Here is a 22500-nt window from a genome sequence, read left to right on the forward strand (position 1 = left end):
TAGCTATCCAAACATTTTATTTAAAAATAAATTATAAATATAATGGGATATTTATTTACATCAGAGTCTGTTTCCGAAGGCCATCCTGATAAAGTAGCAGATCAAATTTCAGATGCATTGTTAGATGAATTCTTACGTCAGGATTCTGAATCGAAGGTAGCTGCGGAAACATTGGTTACCACAGGATTGGTAGTTTTAAGCGGCGAAGTTAAAACCACAGGTTACGTACCAGCCCAAAACATTGCCCGCCAGGTCATTGACCGGATCGGATATACCAAGTCGGAATATATGTTCGATTCCGGTTCTTGCGGCGTAATATCGGCCATTCACGAGCAGAGCGAGGACATCAACCGTGGTGTTGAAAGAGCAGAGGAGGAAAACCAGGGAGCGGGAGACCAGGGAATGATGTTTGGCTATGCCTGTAAGGAAACCGAAGAATACATGCCGTTTCCATTACAGCTCTCTCATCAATTATTAATTGAACTGGCTGCCATACGCAGGGAAGGAAAAGAAATGACTTACTTACGTCCCGATTCCAAGTCGCAAGTAACCATGGAATACGGCGACGACAACAAGCCTGTGCGGGTTCATACGATTGTCATCTCTACCCAACACGATGACTTTGATGAAGAAACGGCCATGCTTGCAAAGATCAAACAGGATGTCAAGAACATATTGATCCCAAGGGTGAAAAAGTCTCTTAACATTGACGCACAAAATATAATAAACGACAATTTTATATTACACGTTAACCCAACCGGCAAATTCGTAATCGGAGGACCTCATGGAGATACCGGGTTAACAGGACGTAAAATTATTGTAGATACTTATGGGGGAAAAGGCGCACATGGCGGCGGTGCTTTCTCGGGAAAAGACAGCTCCAAAGTGGATAGGTCTGCTGCTTATGCCACTCGTCATATTGCGAAAAACATGGTAGCTGCCGGCATTTCGGAAGAGGTTTTAGTTCAGGTAGCTTATGCTATTGGTGTTGCAGAGCCGGTAGGATTGTACATCAACACCTACGGATCTTCAAACGTTGATTTAACAGACGGTGAAATCGCCAAAAAAATCAATGCTATCTTTGATATGCGCCCAGCGGCCATCGTAAAAAGATTTGGACTTAAAAACCCCATATTCGAACCAACTGCAGCATATGGTCACGTAGGCAGAAAACCATATACCCAAACCGTGACCGTAAAACACAATGGTTCGGACATTGAGAAAGAGGTTGAATTCTTCACATGGGAAAAACTTGATTATGTAGATAAGATTAAAGAATCTTTCGGCATTTAATAGTAGATTAAACACTAAATATATACTGGCTATTCGATGATTCGGATAGCCTTTCTTTTTTTATGTTTTAACCCGGATTATGTATTGGAGGTTCGTTATGAGCACTGCAAGTACAATAAAACAAGGCATTACTGAAACGAGGCATCACTTGTCCCGATTACTTTAGGGAGCATCGTTCCGGTGAGTTGAAGTGATGCAACGAAGTGTCTTGTTTTAAAGTAATTTCAATGTGCAATAGAATTTCTAATGCAAATTGCGGGTTTAAATTAAAAATAATTTCTAACGACAGCAGGCTTTTTACGTATCCGGGAAGTCCCGACTAAGAAATTCTTATAATTCAGTTTTGCTGAAATATTCAGATTTTATTAGTCGAATTACTTATCAGGTATTTTCTAATGACAACTTTGGGATTATTTTTTTTTGTTTCCCCAGGGTATCTGATAACCCAGCACATACGAAAAACCCAGGTTAAAGTCATTAGATCCGTTACCAAAACCCGGTACGGTATACGCCTCAAGGATTTCACTGTTTCCAGAACTTATTTTCGCCTTTATACGAATCATCCAGCTCATATAAAAGTTATTGAACACCTCGCTTCGCAACCCAAACACTGCCTCAACCCAGTGCGTATTTAAAGTATAGGGGGAAATAGAAGAAGTGTAATCCCCCCAATAGTCTTCGTCGATGGTTAAAGAACCAGCTTCATGCTCTTGCAAGGCATATCCATACCTCAATCCAATCAGAATATTGTCATTATTACCCTTTTCATCAACAACAAAAATATCGTAATCGATACCTGCCCGAACAAAAAAACCGGTGGACTCATAGGTATACGACTTATCATCAAACGAAACAGTTTCCGAACCCAAAGTACCTGCAAAGAAAGTACGCTTACCCAAATTTGATCTGACACCCGCCTCCAATGCAAATCTATCTTCATCGAACACAGGAATAAGAAACCTTGAGATATCAATTCCCAATTCGGTTCCCTTCTTCTTATCGGGATAAGGGATCTTCTCTTTCTTCTTTAGGGGAGTTCCTTCCTTACCTTCTATATTTTGTCGCTCGCGCTCACTTCCGGACTGTGTATAATCTTGCCCGAAAGCAGTCCACGATAGGGCAAAAAGCAATAAACTAGTACAGATATATCTTAACATTCTCTAAATTTTCGTTGTAAATAACCTCATCGTAATCAATTGCTACTGAATCAATAAAAGAAACATCAGAGAATAAAACGGTATCCAGATAAAAAGAAAAAACAAAGCCGCACTCTCCCGAAACAAAGTTTAATTCTTTCTGGTGTACAAACGAAACCGTGTCCTTTAATTCATTTATTTCGATGATAAACCGGGAGGTATCTTTATGCATATTTAAAGGTAAATACACATCGCTTACCGTAACCGTATCATAGGGAATACTATCCACACCAATGCTGTATATTACAACATCGCTCACCGAAGAATCCGTATCTGTGGATTGGTATGAAGAATAAAACCCGGCTTGTACGGATTGCTGGTTCGATAAACAGAAGTCGCTACTTTCATCTTCACAAGCATATATTAAAATTATAAATATCAGCGCAAACGCATGAACAAATACCTTCATTTAATATCATATTAATTAAATTGCGAATGCAATATTAGTAAAAATAGAGGCAAACGGACAACCCTTACGCAATAATCCTTCCAAACAAGCTACCCGAATCAATTAAAATAAAATGTTACCTTATATAAGAGCTGACCATTAATATCATTAAATAAAAATAATAGATAATTTCCACGAAGCAAACAGACGTGCTTCCGCAATCCTCCTTTCAAAATTGGTTGGATAAGCAAACGGGCTACGGAAATATTACCTGGCAGGCTTTTTTATTTCCAGCATTACTTCAAAAATTCCTTCTCGTACACCTCCAAGTTGTATCGCTGCACTTTTGGACAAGTCAATAATACGCCCATTAACAAAAGGACCTCTATCGTTTATTTTAACCACTACCGTCTTTTTATTGCTGATATTGGTGACTTTGACAAGGGTACCAAATGGTAACGTTTTGTGAGCTCCCGTTTTTAAATGATGTCTGTACAATTCACCGCTTGCGGTTTTGCGGCCTTCGAACTCATCGGCGTAATACGATGCTTTTCCTTTTTGCTGGGCAGAAAGCAACAATCCACTAGAGATAATTACGAACAGTACTATTAAGCGTTTCATAAAAGCAGATAAATGTCGGTATTAATTAATGCTTGGCTATTTAATTAGATACTTTTTCTCTATTGATTGAGTTTTGTGATCGATAATTCGCTCAGAACCATTTTGGTGCTTATAATACGTGTAGCTTGGAACAACATTGTTTGTTTTAACGTAGATGTTATGTGCACTTTCATCCTTATGGTCCATAACATACCGAAGACTGCGATAGGTTGAGAATGTCTTCGTTCTTTGCACCAGGTTAAGTAGTTCATAACGATTTTCTTCAGCTTTAACAATACTGTTATATAATATCTGGAATCTGTAAAAGAAATATTCCCGCCCGTCAAATTTAAATGCATACTCCCTTATTTCCTTTGGTTCATATGTTTTAAAACGTGAGGCACCTTGTTCGCAAAAGGCAACTTGCATGTAACAGGTCTCTAAATTTATTTGATTTAAAGAAAACCCTCCCACTCTTGGATTGGTCGCACTTACTTTTACTTTTCCATAAACCGTATCATTGCTTTCCGTTACAATATAACCAGGGAGTTTCCTGGAAAAAATATTATTGCTAAACGCAAATAGCAGCAACATAAAAAGCAGTCTGGCCAATTGAATTGATCCTATATTCATTATAATTTTGTTTGAGACGCCGCCAAAGATACAAAATCAAAATTTACAAGATGATATTTATTTTCACCCTAACGAAGCTGCATTATCCCAAGATTGTATTTGACTTTGTCAAAATGTTAATTCAATGCGGCTCATGCCTGTTTTTACTTTAAAACAGTGTATTCTTTTGCGTATTGGATTTGAAGTTGGAGTTTAGCGGTGGTACCTGTGTGGCCATCAAATCACGCCCGTTACCTTCTTTAATCAACTGGCTCAACTCATTGGCTGAACAATTGTCTCTCAACCAGATTCGCTCGTCTTTTTTACGCAAGATCACCGGTGTGCGCGATTCTTTCCGCTTAGGGTTGTTATGTATTTCTTTTACCAAACCCTCCGCTTTCGTCGTAACTATGCTTACAGTTTCCCACACCACACCTTCAACTGTTTTACATCTATCCCACAAACCCGCCAACACCATTGGCGATTTATCCGCATACTCCAAAAGATAGGGGTACGCCTTCCCTTTACTATGATGATAATCGTAGAAACCATCTATCATAATTAAGCATCGCTGAAATTGCGCTGCCTTCCTAAAAGAAGGTTTTTCAAAAATCGTTTCTCCCCGTGCATTTAAAGTTTTATTTTGTATTTGAGTAGCTTGCTGCTCATCTTTCACCCAAAACGGAACCAAGCCCCAATAGAACAATTCTGGCGTTAATGGATTTACATTTCTGAACACAAGCAAGGGAGGATGGGCAAACCCCGATGATGCTTCCTGAGCCTCCATGTTGAGTGTAAGATCATTCAGATCCCTTTCGATCCGATCAATTTCTTCCGGGCTATCTCCTCTTCGCTTAGCATATTTAAGCTTTTTCTGGGTGATATATTTAACTGTAAAACACATTGGAAATTTGATTAATCACGCATAAGTTAAGATTTATTAAGGGCATATGATCATTAAAACAACACTTTTTTTTAATTTTGTGCCATGATTTATATTGTACTGCTTATTATTGTGGCGTTGATTTTTGCCTGGTTTGCCTCTCGAACCAAGCCAGGGGAGGTGGTTGAACAACAGAAAGAGGTTCCTGAAGATTGTTGCGGTGCCCATGAGGTTTGCGAATCGGACAGTTTATTAAGTTCCAGCGATAAAATCGAATACTACGACGATGAGGAATTGGATCGCTTTAAAGAAAGGGCGGCAAATCAATATTCCGATAACGAAATTGAAGAGTTTCGTGACATCCTGTATACTCTAAAAGAACGTGAAGTGGCCAACTGGATGAAAAGCATGCAACTGCGCAGAATCGAATTACCCAATATCATCAGAGAAGAGGCTTTAATGATTGTTGAAGAAAGAAGAGCCAGTTCAATTTCACAGTAACACCCCTACTTTATTTTTAATTACATTTGGGCTAGTATTAATTTAAAACCTGCTCAAATGAAGAGTTTTTTATTTTCAACGGCTTTATGCCTATTTGTTTTTCTTGCCACAAATGCACAAGAATCTTCACTCCTTTGGAGAATTTCCGGAAACGGACTAAGTGAGCCATCCTATATTTACGGAACCATTCATTTAATTTGTCCGCAAGATTACTCGATGAAGAGCAAGGTTAAAGCCTGCTTTGCCGAGACACAACAAGTATACCTGGAAGTTGACTTTGACGATCCGCAAATGATGCAAAAAATGATGAGTATGTCCATGCTTACAAACGGGGAAACTGCCAGGGACTATCTTACGGATGAGGAATATGCTTACCTCGACGACAAATTTAAAAATACAATTGGAACAGGAATGGCACAGCTTCAGGTTATGAAACCACTTATACTGCTATCTATGAGCTATATCTCTATTCTTCAATGCCAACCAGTTTCATTTGAGACTGTTTTTGTAGAAATGGCAAAAGAAGAGGATAAGGAGGTATTGGGCTTAGAATCCCTTGAACAGCAAATGAGCTTTTTTAACGAAATACCGTTGACCGAGCAGTTTAAGATGGTTTCCGACATCGTAAAACAAGAAGATAAAGCCAGGGATGAATTCAATACTTTGGTTAAAATCTATAATTCTGAAAATATAAAGGGCCTACTTGAATTTATGGATGAAAGCGAGTGGAGCATGGAAAAATATGAAGAGATACTTATTCACGGCAGAAATAAAGACTGGGCTAGTAAGTTAGATTCAATTGCCAAAGAAAAGCCAACCTTCTTTGCTGTAGGTGCCGGACACCTGGCCGGTGAAAACGGGTGGTTATCTTTATTGGAGAAAAAAGGATATAACGTTGAGGCAGTAAAATAAACCAAGATCTGTCATTAGGAATCCTGTTAGGCAGTTATGCTACTTCAAAACAAGGCGTTTCGCTAACTTGTTTCAACTCACCAGAGCGGTGCTAAGTCTCGTTTCAGTAACACCTAGTTTTATGATATTTTAAATGCGCATCACGCACCTCCATAAATAATGCGGCCTAATAAAGCCTAATGACAATTTTGGGATAAAAAAACTAATGAAATAAAAATGCCGGAAGATCATCTCAACCGGCATATATTCTTACTCCACCATGGTTTACTAAAAGATATTGCCTGACAGCCCACCATCGCTTAGCACCTTGAAACCTGTCTTATAAAATATTATCTATCAGTATTATTCCAGTACGGTTACCCAACCGTACGTATCCGGTTCCTCGCCATATTGGATTCCTCTTAATTTGTTATACAACTTGGTACTAATTGGGCCAGCAACTGATGGATCACCGAATTTGTATGATTTGTTTTCGTCTATATCATCAATTTGCCCAATGGGGCTGATAACGGCAGCGGTACCACAAGCACCTACCTCATCAAACTCGGCCAGTTCCTTCATCTCCACTTTCCTTCTTTCCACTTCCAGTCCCATGTCCCGGGCCAGCTGAATCAAGCTCATGTTGGTAATGCTTGGCAAAATAGAATTAGATAAAGGGGTAACATAAGTGTTTCCTTTAATGGCGAAGAAGTTCGCGGGGCCTGCCTCGTCAATATACTTCTTCTCTTTACTGTCTAAATAGAGCACCGAAGAATAGCCCCCGTCGTGGGCAACTTTTCCGGCACGCATACTTGCCGCATAATTTCCTCCAACTTTTAAGTTACCTGTTCCCTGCGGCGCAGCTCTGTCGAACTTGCGACTAATCATTTGCTTGGTAGGTTTAAATCCTTCTTTAAAATAAGGCCCAACCGGTGTTACAAAAACCAAAAAAGTATATTCTTCGGAAGGCGACACCCCTACCTTTGGCCCTGAACCGATTAACAAAGGACGGATATACAGGGCCGCTCCTGATTCGTAGGGGGGAACATAGTCCATATTCAGTTCGACGGCACGTACAACAGCCTTCTGAAAAAGTTCGGTTGGCACCGGCTGCATTAAAATACCATCGGCAGAACTACGTAGACGCTTTGCATTTTCATCCATACGGAAAATACGGACCTTGCCGTCTTTTCCCTTAAATGCTTTAAGCCCTTCAAAAGCTTGCTGACCGTAATGAACACAAGTGGCAGCCATATGAATGGTAAGCTGTTCCGAGGTACTCTCTTCTAACTCGCTCCATTGGCCGTCTTTAAAATAGCTACGTACGTTATAGTCCGTTTTAATATAACTAAACGATAATTTTGCCCAGTCGATTTTGCTCATGAAAATATGATTAAATAATGAACTAATATTTATTTTACCGACATAAAGCTAAAACAATAAAATGAATTATTCCATGACGGATAGCAACTTTGAGTATGTTACCATACATCCCTAACAAATAAATGGAAAAACAATTACCTAACAGCAAAACACTTACATACTGTTATGCCATTAATTACAAAAACATTATAGCAATTGATAATATTGGTAGATTTACCAGGTTTTTAAATCCACTTATCCATCAAACTGGCCAGGTCATCTAGTTTCACCGGCTTACCTATATAGTCGTTCATACCTGCCTCAATGCATACCTCCCTATCACCTTTCATGGCGTTGGCAGTCATGGCAATTATGGGGATATTAATATTCTTGCTCCGCAAGGCTGCCGTGGCATCAAGTCCGTTCAAAACAGGCATCTGAACATCCATTAATATCAGGTCGAAACTATATTCGCCACTGGTAATCATCTCAACTGCTTCTTTCCCGTTGTTGGCGATGGCTGTTTTTAAACCAATCCTATCCAACATTTTTTCGGCGATACGCTGATTGATGATATTGTCCTCAACCAATAAAATTATTTTGTTCTTAATCCTTTCTTCAAAAGAGATTTGTTTTTTACTATTTTCCCCTTCATTGTCAACATTTGAAAAGAACATGGAATCAATCGTTGTGAACAATTGGGTGTGTTTAATAGGCTTATGAATTACATGGTCAACTCCTTTAAAGTCATAACTCTCTTTCCATTTAAGATTGGATGTAAACAGGATTATTTTAACCTTGTTAATCTCCTTTTTAACGGTATCGATAAAACCCTCGTCTACTTTGCTAAACACATGGGAATCGATGATTACCAGATCAAAATCTTTTTCACTTTTAATGATTTCCAGCGCCGATTTTTCATCGAAACAGCTTTCAGACTCAATACCCCAGTTATTTAAAGTTTTTTTCAACAGCAACACATTGGTTTTGTGGTTGTCGACAACCAAGGTTTTTATGTTCTTAAATTTCTCGCCATGCAACTCTTCGGGAGATTGATTTTTATCTATTTTCAACGGAACGATAAAATGGAAAACCGAGCCCGGGTTGTCCTCGCTCCAGGCAAAATTTGGGTTGGGGCTTTCCACCCATATTTTTCCACCCATCAGTTCAATCAACATTTTGGAAATACTGGTTCCCAATCCGGTCCCCCCAAATTTTCGGGTGGTAGATCCATCCGCCTGCGTAAACGATTCAAATATTTTTTCCAGCTTATCTTTAGGGATTCCGATACCGGAATCCTCTACCATAAAATGAAGGGAGATTTGAGACCCAATTTGTTTGCTTACTTCCACTTTCAGCACAACCTCACCTTCCGAGGTAAATTTAACTGCATTGCCCAACAGGTTAATCAGCACCTGAATCAAACGACTTTCGTCACCAATTAATATACTCGGTATGGTTTGCTCTAAACTACTAATCAGCTCGATGCCTTTTTCGTTGGTTTTAAACGACATTTGATCCACCAGGTAATCAATGGTTGAGCGAATATTAAAAGGATAGGGCTCAATTTTCATTTTCCCGGCTTCTATCTTCGAAAAATCCAGGATGTCGTTGATGATATTCAATAAATTTTCGCACGAACGACTAATAATTGAAACAACATTATTCTGTTCCTTAGTCATCTTTGTGTTGCCCAGCAACTCGGTTGCACCAATAATACCGTTCATGGGCGTGCGAATTTCGTGACTCATGTTAGCCAGGAATTCCGATTTGGCCTTGTTGGACTCTGCTTCCTTCTTCTGAACTTCTTTTTGCGCACTGATATCCATAAATGCCTCCAGGTAAACGTTCTCATTATTAAGGCGGATAGGTATGATATTTTTAAGGATAGATCTGGATATATTATTTTGCTTCACCTCTAATCGTTCCTCAAGCATCGAAACCACCACGCGCGTAGAAGGATCCGAAAAATGTTCTTCTTTCTGGGTAATAAACACTTGCCCATAATCAAGCCCTTGCATGGCTTCGATTACATCCTCCTGCTTTTTGTATCCCATAATATTGGCAGCGGTATCATTGACCTGAATAATCTCCTTGTTACTGTTAACAATTAATATTCCCACCGGAAGGTTCTCAATAATTGTTTTCATCGATTCAATCGATTCTTCCAACGAATGCGTCAATATTCTTTTTTCGGTAATGTCTTCCTTAATCGCGATGAAACTCGAAATGGTATTGGCCTTACTCAGCACAGGCGACACAAGAACCTTTTCCCAATAAACCTCACCGTTCTTTTTTCGGTTATTGATTTCTCCTGTCCAGGTTCTTCCTTCCTGTATCGTCTGCCAGAAAGCAGGTGGAGTGCCACTGTTATTATTATGAAATAAGTCAATATTGTTATGCAATACCTCATGCTTGTCAAAACCTGTGATATCCTGAAAACCTTTATTCACATATTCCACGTTGCCTTTCGTATCGGTAATCATTATAGAGATAGGGCTTTGCTCTACCGCCTGTAGGAGTTTTTCGTTGTTCTCTTCGGCCTTTTTTCTGTTAATAATTACATTTTTAATTTGAATAATCAGATAATAGGTAATCACTCCTGCTATTAAGGTAAAAACAAAAAGGCTCAGGTATTTAAAGTTATTATACTTGTTTATTATATTAATACTCGCATTATTAAGCGCGGCAACATTTTTATTAATATCGTACGAAATCTTGTTCTCAATTTCGTTGATACGAGAAAAATGACTTTCTGATTGCTTTAATAAAAACCCAATATTTTTCAGATATAATTCCTTATCGGCATCTTCGTTTTGCAAGTACGACGAAATAATCGCCGATATTTTTGAGGCGAGCACATTTAAGTCATTGACTTTGGGAGCAAGTTCACGTACCTCAGGTATTGTTCCTGTAAATTCATCCACCTTGTGCACAATAACCTCCGTTACCAACTCCTGATCTTGCAAATTAACGGGTTTAACCTCATTTAACGTTCCGCCACGGTCGAGGATTTCGACAATATTTAAACATTCGGTTACGAGGTTGGTAATATTGTTTTGCGTATTGGCAAGTTCTTGGGGGTGATCAATGCTTGGGTAATCTTTAAAAAGCAAGTTAAGTTTCAGAATGTTTTTTTGTAACACTTTTTCCACTTTCTTCTTCTGCTCTTGATTATGAATTACTTCCTGATAGCGAAGGATATATGTTTTATCAAAATAGTTTTCTATCACCAAAATTGCCGCTATGGTAAGCAGAAAAATAGCCAGTAAAAGGTACAGTTTTGCTATTATTGGCTCACCAATATACAATTGCCCTTTTTGCGAATTAGAAGTCTTTCCCACAAAATTTTATTTTCAAATCAATTAATTCAGGGTATAAATTTAAAAAATTAATGTTTTCCTCCTATTAAATCCATACTTTCTAAAAATTGATATGGCTTCCTCTCCGGTAGCATAATCCAGAAATTCTCTGGCTAATTCGGGGTTTTCGCTTGTAGATAATATCCCGGCGTATATTTCGGAAGGCGATTGCTGGAAATCCGGAATGTTAAAAACTTCAACATGATCGCGGTTTCCATTGACATAGATATCACTTTCCCAGTTCAGCACTAACTGCGCCTCCTCATTTTTTAAACTTTTCACCAAACCCCTGCTATCGGTAGATAATGCAACAACATTTAATATCACATCACTGTACAACTTCTTCTCTTCCAAATATTTTCGGGTATCATATCCCAGCGTACTTGTTTCGGGATTGGCTATTATTATGGCATGTTGTTTCTCAACAAGGCTGTTAATATCACCATCGTATCCGGTCGGGTTTCCTTTAACAGTCATCACTACCAAAGTGTTATAACCGATAAACACGGAATCCACAATATAATTATAATTCTTGCTGCTTAATTTTTTGAAGCCCACCTTTGAAGCCGGCAAATAAATATCACCTTTTTGGGTATATTGAATCAGGCTACTTAAATTCTGAGAGCCATCATTGTGCAGCTTAATTGTACAGCCGCTTCCCGACTCGAATTTTTCTTTAAGTTCCATCAGTACCGGAACCATTGCATTTTCACAATATATGGTAAGCTCTTTCTTATGTTCTGATGCAGATTTATTGCTTTTATTCTTAACCTCATCACAGGCCACGAAAAACAATACTGACATTAATAATATGATATATCTCACAGATGTAAAATTTCTTGAAACTGTTGTGTTGATTAAACTAAAATAATCCTTCAACAATTTACGCAGAAAGTGCGATTGAAAAGGACTATTTCGTCTAATAATATTTTATGTTTGTCAAATATAACTAACGTTTTATGAAATGCTTACGTATCCATCGCGGCACCAATACACCTCCTATAAACAAATAAGGATAATAACTAATTGACCGCCAGACAAATGCCATGGCCACCCCGGTACCCACAGGTACAATCCCGGCCAGAAATTCCTTAAATACATATTCAGCAAATCCACTACCTCCGGGTGTTGGGCTTATTATCATCATAATCCACATAACCAACTGCTTACCAAACACCAAGACATGTCCGTCAAAATCGATAAACGAAAAACCGAAAAAGGATATGATTATTGTGTTCACCACCCAATACCTGCTTATCCAGCTAATTGAAGTGGCCACAAAGGCTTTTGTCCATTTACTTAAGGGCCATTGCTTAAATTCATTCGAAGTGTTAATCAAATCCGAACCTGATTCATTTGCATCCGGACGCCACTTTCGTATGATTGGCAACTTGAAAATCCATAGCAACAGAAATTTTAGTCCTCTTGGATTTACAAATAACCCATAGGTGATAACAACGGTATACAAAAACTTTAAACCATATCCCGATAAAGCAAACAGAATAAACTGATTTTTATACCACGGCAGGCTTTCTGCTGCATCGATGCCAAATCCGAATATATCCGTGCGCCCTATAAATAGCAAAACAACAGGAAAGGCGATTATAAAAAACAGTTCGTCAAGAAAGGAGGTGACCATAACAAGTGCGGTGCTTCGGCCAATTCGAATACCTTCCTTATTTAAGAAAAAGATAGCTACGCTTGTTCCTCCAATAGCCGACGGGGTTATAGCAGAGGTAAACTCCCATAACATAATAACTGAAAAAGCCTTTTGCCATGTTAGCTTTTTATTGGACAATAACCTGATGCGGTAGATATAGCCGAGATCGCGGATCACCATAAACATGAACGAAACGGCGATCCAAAAACCGGTTTTTAAGGTTAATTGCAAAACATCAAGACTACCAGGTTCATATTCATGGTATAACATGTACCCGGAAAATCCAATCCCAATGATTATAGGCCAAATAATCCTTGACGGCCGGATGCTTTTTATTATTTTCCCGGAGTTGTCTTGAGTCTGCATTTAACGCTTGCTTTGTTAAAGTAAATGTAAACAATAAAATGATATTATGGCTTAAAAAAGGCAAAAGGATGCATATCCCTTTGCCCTAAACCATTACATGATTGCTTATTACAATGGCAAAGTGTAATATACCTTAAATACCGGTCTATCATCCCTATTTTTAGCATCACTTGAACCAAACTCAATACCTCCGGATATATTTTCTGGATAATGTGTAAACATAAATCCATAGTTGGGGTAGTTGGCTTTGTCTACAGGTACAAATAATCGGGTAATATCATAGGTTCTTTTGTTAAAATCGATCCAAGGATTGTAATAAATAATTACCTTATTTGCATCGGTTGTTTCCGGTTGATTGTTCCAGGTCACACCTTCTTCCTTCCATTCTTCCACAATTTGCTTAAAAACCCCGGTATACATTGGTAACATATCTGTATTTTGTTGTTGCATGGTATAGATATCACCAGTTACAGTTAGTGTTAGCTGAACCTTTTTGATTGTGGCTGATTTTGGCAAATATCTTCTAATATCATAATACATCAAGCTGCGGGTAGTTCTCATAACTGTTAGAATTGGTTCCGATTTAAATGATGCTGAAAACATGGGGTGATCCCCAAAATTTTCGTTTCCATTTAAATCTGTGATCATCGCATCCTTTGTAGTATCGGGACTTGCCATAAATTCCATTTCATAAATTCCGCTATTATCTCCTATGGGAAGCAGTAATGGATTATCTTCCGAACTCATTTTAAGCTCACGATAACTAAACATGAACTTCTTTTCGTAGTCGTCTGTTTTCAGCAAAAAAATATAATTACCCCTGAGTCCTTTAATCACCAATTCATTTACCTTTGCTTCGAGTTTAAATTCATAATATTTTCCTTCCGGATCGTACACATCCAGGTTAGCTTCTATAAACCTGCTGGGTGCCATAATTAAAGGATGGTTGATATATGCCGCAGTAAAAAAAGCTAATGGCCTAACAATGCCGATTCCAAAATTCACATAACCAAAGTCTTCGGGTGGATGATCCCCAACAGGGATAACTTCGATTCGGAGACCCGTTACATCACTGGCTTCAATTATAAAATTTACGGGTAACGGTTTTTCAACCAGATAAGCCAAAGGGGAGCCTTCTTTTGGTGTTGCAAACACAACTTCTCCATTGCCGTTAATTATCATAAACTCGGTTAAGGTATATGTTCCCTCTTTCAGTTCCACTTTTTCACTTATAAACCCATCCCAGAATTTGTACAACGAAACTGCCTCCTTGTCGAGAACAACAACACCATCTTCGTCAACCACCGAAATGAGCAACTTGTAGTAGGCAAAATCCCCATTCTCCGTTGAGTCACCATCTACTGTTGACTTCAGACTTTCCTGCAAATCACCAGAAGAAAAGTTAAACTCAAGTTGCCCCAGGTCGCTTCCCGGCTCGTTTCCGGGATCCTTCTCGCAAGAAGTAAATGTACACATCAAAAAAGCCATCAAAAACAATGTTTTAGATGCAAGTCCTGTTAATCTTTCCATAACATTTGAGTTTTACCGGTTACTAAATCTTTTCATAAAGTTAAGGTTACAGATTGCTGACGGCAACAAGATGCAATACCGTTTTTACTATTTAGTTTTAGACAACAACAAACGTTTAGCCGGTCGCTATCAAGCGCTTAACTATGTAGGAATGATGTGAAAAAATAAAAATGGTTGCGTAGTATCAACAACTAATTTTTGTAACCGAACCGAGGGTTTCCCGCAAAACCAAACCCTCGGCAGAAGTGACATTACTTATTTCTTCAAAACCATCTTCCTTATCTTTTTATGACTTCCTGTTTCGGTAAACACCTCCATTCGATAAAAATACAGGCCGTTTCGGAGTTGGTTTCCTCTGTTATCTCTACCGTCCCAAACAACTTCGTGTTTTCCTGCCGGCATTTGCTGGTTAACCAGGGTTTTGACTTCCTGTCCGGCAAGGTTGAATACCCTTATAATCAACTGAGAGGAATTAAATATTTCATAACCGATTTTTGTTTGACCGGCAAAAGGATTTGGGTAATTCTGGCCCAAAACAAACCCTGAAATACTTTCTTCATTTATGCCTGTGGAAGTATCTTTCATAGGGCCGCCAGGTTCTTTGATTGAACCATTCACCGTAATATCCTCATCGCCACGTAAGCCATCTACAAAATACAAAGTGATAACATCTGTATTGATGTCAGCCCCGGTTTCTCCGTCATACATAAATTCATACCAGTGTTTCTGGTTGTTGTCGGGGGTGTAACCGTATTTGTAATATTTATCCACCGTTTCGCCTCCATGTAAATATAACATAACCGTAATCGCCTCTCCCGGATCAAGTCCATCTATGGAAAAATCGAAAAAGCCAAATGGAAAATCGGCATCCGCTGGCATATCGCCTGGCGATGGATTGCTTGCGACCACAAGTTGCGTAAGCTCTACATCCTCAGGCACTACCATCGTTACGTAATTCAAACCATCATAGGTATGGAAAGATGCTACATTAGCCTGTTCATGATCCGCCAGTCCATCGGTATTACCGTCGTAATTGTCGTCGCTGCCATCTGGTCCTTTTTCGCGTGTATCACTGATTCCATCCTGATCAGTATCCAGGTTTGGACCGGCAGGCGATAATGCTTCAAGAAAAGCACCCGGAGTATCACTCGTTAAATTGTATATTAACGTATTCCCATAATTCTTGATCATTTTCTTAATTGAATCCGTACGGGTATACTCAATATAACTGAACAACTCATCAGGTCTTTCTCCAACCCAACCTTCTGATTTTTCTCCCGCATATCTTTCTCCTGGATTTTCAAGTACAACTTTATTATCAAACACCACCTCCACCACAATAATATCGCCAATGGCTACTATTGCACTTGTATTTTCGGTATTGTTTAAACTCATATAAGTGATGTGGCCAAGCATATTGTTCATCATCTCAGGCGTACCTGTAATATCAGCAACATCGCCTGCGCGAAGGTATTCTCGACCCATGCCCCATTCATTATGCCATGGCATTTCATCTATTTTATTGAGAAAAAGCGTACCTACAGCTGACATTGACCCATCTCCTTCAAAAACTCCCTGAGAAGCAAGGCTTGCTGTGATATCCACGGGATCGCCAACCTGCAATGATCCCGTTGATTTCACTTCCACGATTTTTCGCAGGTAACCATAAGGACGGGTGTATCCCCAGTGCGAAGGGATAGGATAGCATATTTTGTTCATGCCGAGCCAGATACACCATTGTTCCGTGGGGCCATCATCATCGTTTTGGGTTCCTCCCAAGCAACTTATCCTGCGCAATTCAGGTTCAACGACTACCCCTCCCCAAGCAGCGGAATGGCCAAGCATGGCGCCGGAACACCCCAAATGAGACATATCCCACACCCCATGATAGCCTGGATAATTAAAAGGCTGGAATTTGTGACAAATCAATAAAATATTTTCAGGATATCCCCACCAGCGGTAACCATGTGCCAAAAAAACATCTGCTGGTCTTTCTTCGTCTCCTTCGGAATAACCGGCATAAGGCCCCGGATTCGTAACACCTTGACCGTCAACCGTGCCCCACTCAGAGTATACCGTACCATAGGCATAATCCGGTACGGTGAGTTCCTGAGCATAGGAACGGTTCAATATAGGTGCCATACAAACGAAAGCACCCATAATCATTGAAAGTAAAAATAAATTTTTCATAGCTATAGAGTTAAAATTAGACTCGGGGTACGATTCCAAGCCGCACCTCGAGTAGTAATTTCTAATTTCTGACAACCACCTTGGTCTGGTAACTTTCACCATAACCTATAACTTGCAACAAGTAAACTCCATTCTCGAGAAAATCTACCGATATGCTCGTCCTTAAGCCTCCAATGTTAGGTTGAATGTTTTTATGCCAGACAACCTGACCTGCAGCATTGATAATTTGAACAACAACCTCATCCTTGAACATTGGGGCATCAATATAAAGTACTGATTTTGCGGGATTAGGATAGACTTTTAGTTCAGCTTTATCAAACAGGCTCGACACTCCTGTTATTTCCGAAACAGTTGCTGTAATAACACCATTCACAATTTTGGCTTCAATCACCATTACCTGTCCGTCAGCATCAATGACAACTTCTTCAACCTGGGTCGCATTGCCCATTGGAATGCCAAAATGATCTACATAAAAAGTAAATGTTCCTGCCGGGATATTTGTAAAACTGAATTCCCCGTTGACATCAGTAACATCATACGCAATAATAGTTCCGGACTGGTCGTACAAATAAACGGCTGCACCTTCAACTTTGCTGGCCAAAACAGATTTTAACCCGGTTGGATAGGCCTGCGGGCTATCTTCATTTTCTAAAGAACCATCTACCTGAGAGCTGCCTCCTGCATTTCCCGGAGCGTTAAGCGCAAACAATTCAAGTCCGATAATCTCCTGGTTATGGTTGATCATTGTGGCATCGGCCAACGTTGCAGCATTACCATAATAACCGCGCATTAACTCAGGATAAACATCTTCATCCGGATGGATAAATAATGTTACGGTACCTTCCGGTGCATTTAGACTGAACAAATCCGACCCAAAAAGCTCTTCCCGGATGAAAAAATCCAGATCTCCATTGTCTTTCATGACGTCTACAATTACGACTCCTTGGGTAATTGGGGAATTGTCGGGGGCTTTTACGCTTCCTGAAATAGGATACCATGGAACGACACCTGTTCCGGTCAAATAAATATTCCGGTAATCAAGGTCGCTGGTATAAACTAACAGTCGGGTGATTTTATCCCCTACCGTTGTTGGCGAGAAATAAACATTGAAAGCTTGGGATTCGCCGGGATTGATGTAGAAAGCCCCATCGGGCAAACCATCGAACGAGAACTGGTCGGCATCATCGTCCTGAATTACCACCAGGTCGACCCTTAAATCGGTATTGCCTTCGTTTATTATTTCGAACGGATGAGACAATGACGAACCCACAGTTACTTCTCCAAACTGGCTATCCCCATTCACGATGGCTATCGGTTCTAAACCTTCGCCCTTCAGTTTAATTCTGATTACCGGATAAACAAGATCATTGGATTCTATCCGTAGATATTCGGTTTTATTGCCAATGGATTGAGGATCGAACGCAACGGATATCTCGCACTTTCCATCTGCAGGAATCGTTGTACAAGGATTGTCGGTGATATAAAAATCCTGTTCAATAGTATAATCGATACTTGCATTAGCAATAACCAAATCTGCATCGCCATAATTTCTTATAGTCACCACACGCGGATCGGTAATTTGTCCCACAATTCGTTTCCAGAAATCAATAGAGTCAGGACTAACAGAAATTTGTGGTTTAGGCGGTTCCGGTCTGCTGGTCAGGTATTTTAACACGTTTTTACCATACGAGCTGTTATATTCGCTAAAGGCAATATGAACATAACCGTCATCATCTGATTTTATTCCATTAATACTACTGCCATCGTTCGTAATCGTTTTATGTACCCAATTTCCGCCACTCTCGAAAGAATAAATCAACCTACCTGAAATTTGATCCTTGAAACAAATATGAGGATCCTGCAATGGATCGGTAGCAATAGCACTAAAGCTACTCCATTGCTGGGCATATACAAAGTCGTTTGACCAGCTGCCCGAAGTCTTCACCGCATACATATAGTTTTCTTCATAGTCTCCCTCGTGAGATGCCGAATAACAAATATGTGGACGGTTGCCATTATCGGTAGCTATGCTCAAGCGTAAGGTTTCAAGTTGACCTCCCCCCCAATTGTCCTGTATTAACTCCGAGGTTTTCCATATGCTGTCGGGCGCATTGGTCATATAATGAGGGCCCTGATTCACAGCACCCATTAAATAATAAGCAAAATGGATATGACCATTATTATCGACCGACATGGCCAGGTCATTATAGGCGCTCCGGGAAGGCAAAGTTGGCAGCACAAGGGGACCATTCCATGTTCCATTAAAATAATGTAAGTTAATATTATCGCCCCATTGAGTTTTCAGATAGGAAACATAGACAATCCCTTCCGGACTGCAATTAATATTTACACCTCCGAAGTCGCTAGATGAATCGGCCAATTTCAAAGGAGTGGACCAACCGGATGCTGTTTGCTTTACATAGTATAATTCATAAGGTGAAAGCCAGTTAGTATATATATATTCATAATAAACCACATGGACCGTATCGTTTTGATCTACGGCAACATGAGGATAGAAAATTGGATCATCATCATTTTCATAAACAGTACTTCTTGACCAGGCACCGCTTTTATTAGTAGCGTATCTTAAATAATCACCTTCTTCTTTGTCGGTATAAACAATATGAGATGCATTATTATGCATGTACAGTGAGGGACTCATACCAACATCAATTACATCCGATAGAGCCCATACTACGTCTGTTCTTATACTTTGAAAATTGTTTTCAAGATTTATATCGTTGTCAATCGTTTCAACCAGAGCGGTAAAAATGGGTCTGCCTTCGTCCAGCGGGGTCACTACTACTTCTATGGTGTCAAGGTCGTTGTATTCCATGGTGCCCAGACTGCAAAGCACCTCATTACCCACGATAGTCGATCCTGTACCATGACTATTGTACGACCTTACATAATCAACACTGGAAGATAAAGTACACGTTACCAAAACATTGTTGGCAGTTTGCTGTCCCGTGTTTTTAATGTAAACGGTGTAAGTTAGCTCGTTGCCCGTAACAACCGGGTCAGGTTCATCCTCTACCACCAAAGACAAATCGCATCCCGGAGGCACTTCCCATTGCCAAATATCTTTTGCTCCATCATTGTCACGCTCATCTTCGAACACCACATATTTATCAAAAATCGCCGGCATTGTCTGATCATGGTCCACATCGAACATTCTGGTAAAGTTTCCAGCGATAGGATTTATAAAAGTAAACATGTACAAATCCCAGTCTCCGTTTCTGTCATCTTGCCAAACCACACGATCCCCATAAATAGCCGGGTACTTCTGATCTTCCCTGTTATATTGGCCCAGGTTCCATAAGGGCCAATCAAAATTCTCAAAAACACTACCAATTCCATGAGTGATATGATGCATATAGATATCCCAATCTCCATTGCGATAGTCCATCCAGACAACGCGCTTGTCATAAATAGCAGGCCTTTGTTGACTGGCAGGATGATCGGTCAATTGCGTTTCTGTTCCTGTGGGGATATGATACATATAAATGTCCCAATCTCCAGACCGGAAATCTTCCCACACCACATAATCACCAAACACATCCGGGTTTGTTTGCCCTTGCTCAACATCATGGGTTAAGCGGGTAAGTACCCCTGTCGCAAAATCATAAGCATAAACATTACCGTAATCGACATCCATTTTATAATCGACAAACACTAAGATGTCGCCATGGATAGCTGGTTTTCTTTGGCCCCCCTCCCAAACCAATAGGGGACGTGGGTCGATATGCGGCGTGTTTATGTCGTATATAAATATATCCCAATCCCACTCGTCATCCACTTTTTCTGACCACACCACACGGTTGCCGGAAATATCGGGATTCATTCGTAAAGTAGCCGGGCCCGGGGTAAGCAATTTTTCGGTTTTGGTTACGCGATTATATAAATAAATCTCAACACCGCCTCCGAAAGGGTAATGCTCGTACACCACATAATCGCCATCAATTGCCGGAATTTTTTGATCTCGTGTATCATCGGTTATCTGGACAAATTCAACATATTGTCCTTTGACAGGGGCAAGGATTAGCAGCAAAGCCCCTACTATGCATAAAGCCAGGTAATGTTTTTTCATAATAGTATCCTCCAGAAAAAATATGAACTTTCTATAATTTAGTTCATATTGGATACTACTTCAATACCATATTAATGGGATATGGTATTCAAAATCCCATTTTTATGGGATAGCCTACTCTCGTGTTTAGTTTTACATTTATTCAGAAGAACGAATCCTAACTAGGTGTTACCATAAACCAACAATCATGAAAAAAATATGCTATATCCTATTTGCTGCCAGTATCCTGTTCACTTTTTCGCAACAAAGCATTAATGCGCAAGTAAAAGATCCGGTAAAGAAAACCGAGAAAGAAGGTGAAAAAAGGGTGGATAAAAAAGTTGACAAAACCATCAATAAAAGTTTCGACAAACTGGAAGAAGGACTTGGTGGTTTGTTTGGCAAAAAGAAGAACAAAAAGAATCAAAAACAAGAAACACAAACAAACAGCCAAGCTGAATCCCCTAATCAACCAGAAGAACAGGTTATCATTGTGGAGAAAAGTGTAAGTCCAACCTTATCGTGGGCCAAGTATGATTTTGTTCCCGGCGACAAAGTTATTTTTGAGGATGATTTATCGAGCGAGGAAAATGGTGAGTTCCCATCCAGGTGGGATCTCCACAGAGGAAATGCCGAAGTGGCCAAGTATGGCGAAGATCTGGTGATTATGTTGAGAGATGGCCACCCTTCTATTATCCCATATATGAAAAATCCGAAGGAGGATTATCTCCCCCAAGTTTTTACTATAGAGTTCGACTTGTATTATCCAGGAAGCGGTACGTTTGAAATTCATCTGTACGATAGGAAAAACCAGAAATCGGGAAGCCCTACAGGATATACAGGCATTAACGTTACTAGCAAAGAAATGGAGATGGGTCATTTTAGAAGCAGGTTGCCCGGTGAAAACATTAAAAAATCGAAATGGATGCACATTGCCATTGCCCATACAAATGGAAAATTAAAAGCTTATATGGACGAAACCCGCTTGCTAAATATTCCCAGACTCGATTTTGATCCAAAGGGACTGACCCTATATTCTTATCACGCTCACAATGAAAATTTGTATTACGTAAAAAATATCAGGATTGCTGAAGGTGGCGTAAAATTTTACGACAGAATATTGCAGGACGGAAAGATAATCGCATCAGGTATCAGGTTCGATGTGGGTAAAGCCACATTAAAGCCCGAATCGATGGGCATTATTAACAAAGTGACCCAATTGATGAAGGATCACCCCGAGATTAATTTCAGTGTGGAAGGCCATACCGACAGCGACGGCGATGATACCAGCAACTTAACTTTATCGGAAGCAAGAGCAAAAACAGTAAAAAACACTATGGTAAAACTAGGCATTTCACCTGACAGGCTAAGTGCCAAAGGCATGGGAGAAACCACTCCCATGGATACCAACGATACGCCTGAGGGAAAAGCCAATAACCGAAGGGTAGAATTCGTGAAGAAGTGAGAGCAAAACAAAGCTTGCTTATGTTCTGCCGAACGCCCGAGCGAATGCGCAGCAATTCGTGAAGAAGTGAGAGCAAAACAAAGCTTGCTTATGTTCTGCCGAACGCCCGAGCGAATGCGCAGCAATTCGTGA

16 protein-coding genes are annotated in these 22500 nt (G+C 39.9%); 4 read left to right on the forward strand and 12 right to left on the reverse strand.

Annotated features, from left to right (window positions below):
• Positions 1–42: 42 nt before the first annotated feature.
• Positions 43–1293, forward strand: coding sequence for a methionine adenosyltransferase (metK, locus tag ACRD64_RS18460; RefSeq protein WP_430934940.1), 1251 nt, complete (start codon positions 43–45; stop codon positions 1291–1293).
• A 410-nt stretch (positions 1294–1703) separates the two neighbouring features.
• Here the strand turns inward: metK and ACRD64_RS18465 are convergent, their stop codons facing one another.
• From ACRD64_RS18465 to ACRD64_RS18485, 5 genes are all read right to left on the reverse strand, one after another.
• Positions 1704–2450 (reverse strand): DUF6048 family protein, encoded by a 747-nt coding sequence (locus tag ACRD64_RS18465; RefSeq protein WP_430934941.1) that lies wholly within the window; start codon positions 2448–2450, stop codon positions 1704–1706.
• Entirely contained in the window at positions 2428–2898 is a 471-nt protein-coding gene (locus ACRD64_RS18470; RefSeq protein WP_430934942.1) for a DUF6452 family protein, read from the reverse strand. Before ACRD64_RS18470 ends, ACRD64_RS18465 begins: the two co-directional genes overlap by 23 nt.
• A 246-nt stretch (positions 2899–3144) precedes the next feature.
• Positions 3145–3498, reverse strand: coding sequence for a septal ring lytic transglycosylase RlpA family protein (locus ACRD64_RS18475; RefSeq protein WP_430934943.1), 354 nt, complete (start codon positions 3496–3498; stop codon positions 3145–3147).
• 36 nt (positions 3499–3534) lie between these two features.
• Entirely contained in the window at positions 3535–4110 is a 576-nt protein-coding gene (locus ACRD64_RS18480; protein ID WP_430934944.1) for a hypothetical protein, read from the reverse strand.
• Positions 4111–4258: 148 nt separating this feature from the next.
• Positions 4259–4993, reverse strand: coding sequence for an SOS response-associated peptidase (locus tag ACRD64_RS18485; RefSeq protein ID WP_430934945.1), 735 nt, complete (start codon positions 4991–4993; stop codon positions 4259–4261).
• 84 nt (positions 4994–5077) lie between these two features.
• Between ACRD64_RS18485 and ACRD64_RS18490 the strand changes: the two genes are divergently transcribed.
• Together ACRD64_RS18490 and ACRD64_RS18495 are read left to right on the forward strand one after the other, a co-directional pair.
• Entirely contained in the window at positions 5078–5473 is a 396-nt protein-coding gene (locus ACRD64_RS18490; protein WP_430934946.1) for a hypothetical protein, read from the forward strand.
• 57 nt (positions 5474–5530) lie between these two features.
• Positions 5531–6385: a TraB/GumN family protein gene (locus ACRD64_RS18495; RefSeq protein WP_430934947.1), complete on the forward strand. Its 855-nt coding sequence runs from the start codon at positions 5531–5533 to the stop codon at positions 6383–6385.
• Positions 6386–6727: 342 nt separating this feature from the next.
• Here the strand turns inward: ACRD64_RS18495 and ACRD64_RS18500 are convergent, their stop codons facing one another.
• The 7 genes from ACRD64_RS18500 to ACRD64_RS18530 all read right to left on the reverse strand — a co-directional run bounded on the left by ACRD64_RS18500 (position 6728) and on the right by ACRD64_RS18530 (position 20924).
• On the reverse strand, positions 6728–7747 hold the full coding sequence (locus ACRD64_RS18500) for a branched-chain amino acid aminotransferase (RefSeq protein ID WP_430934948.1): 1020 nt from the start codon (positions 7745–7747) through the stop codon (positions 6728–6730).
• Positions 7748–7971: 224 nt separating this feature from the next.
• Entirely contained in the window at positions 7972–11070 is a 3099-nt protein-coding gene (locus ACRD64_RS18505; protein WP_430934949.1) for a response regulator, read from the reverse strand.
• A 39-nt stretch (positions 11071–11109) separates the two neighbouring features.
• On the reverse strand, positions 11110–11892 hold the full coding sequence (gene modA, locus ACRD64_RS18510) for a molybdate ABC transporter substrate-binding protein (RefSeq protein ID WP_430934950.1): 783 nt from the start codon (positions 11890–11892) through the stop codon (positions 11110–11112).
• Positions 11893–12037: 145 nt separating this feature from the next.
• A complete protein-coding gene (locus ACRD64_RS18515; protein ID WP_430934951.1) occupies positions 12038–13114 on the reverse strand; it encodes a lysylphosphatidylglycerol synthase transmembrane domain-containing protein in 1077 nt (358 codons plus the stop codon).
• A gap of 108 nt (positions 13115–13222) precedes the next feature.
• Positions 13223–14644, reverse strand: coding sequence for a DNRLRE domain-containing protein (locus tag ACRD64_RS18520; RefSeq protein ID WP_430934952.1), 1422 nt, complete (start codon positions 14642–14644; stop codon positions 13223–13225).
• Between the two features lie 255 nt (positions 14645–14899).
• Positions 14900–16834, reverse strand: a complete 1935-nt coding sequence (locus ACRD64_RS18525) for a choice-of-anchor U domain-containing protein (protein WP_430934953.1) — start codon at positions 16832–16834, stop codon at positions 14900–14902.
• Positions 16835–16895: 61 nt separating this feature from the next.
• Complete coding sequence (locus ACRD64_RS18530; protein ID WP_430934954.1) at positions 16896–20924, reverse strand: choice-of-anchor D domain-containing protein; 4029 nt, start codon at positions 20922–20924, stop codon at positions 16896–16898.
• A gap of 187 nt (positions 20925–21111) precedes the next feature.
• Here ACRD64_RS18530 and ACRD64_RS18535 point away from each other — a divergent pair, with 187 nt between their 5' ends.
• A complete protein-coding gene (locus ACRD64_RS18535; protein ID WP_430934955.1) occupies positions 21112–22368 on the forward strand; it encodes an OmpA family protein in 1257 nt (418 codons plus the stop codon).
• Positions 22369–22500 lie beyond the last annotated feature (132 nt).

The organism is Saccharicrinis sp. 156, from assembly GCF_050589685.1.
In the GTDB taxonomy this organism is placed as follows: domain Bacteria; phylum Bacteroidota; class Bacteroidia; order Bacteroidales; family Marinilabiliaceae; genus Saccharicrinis.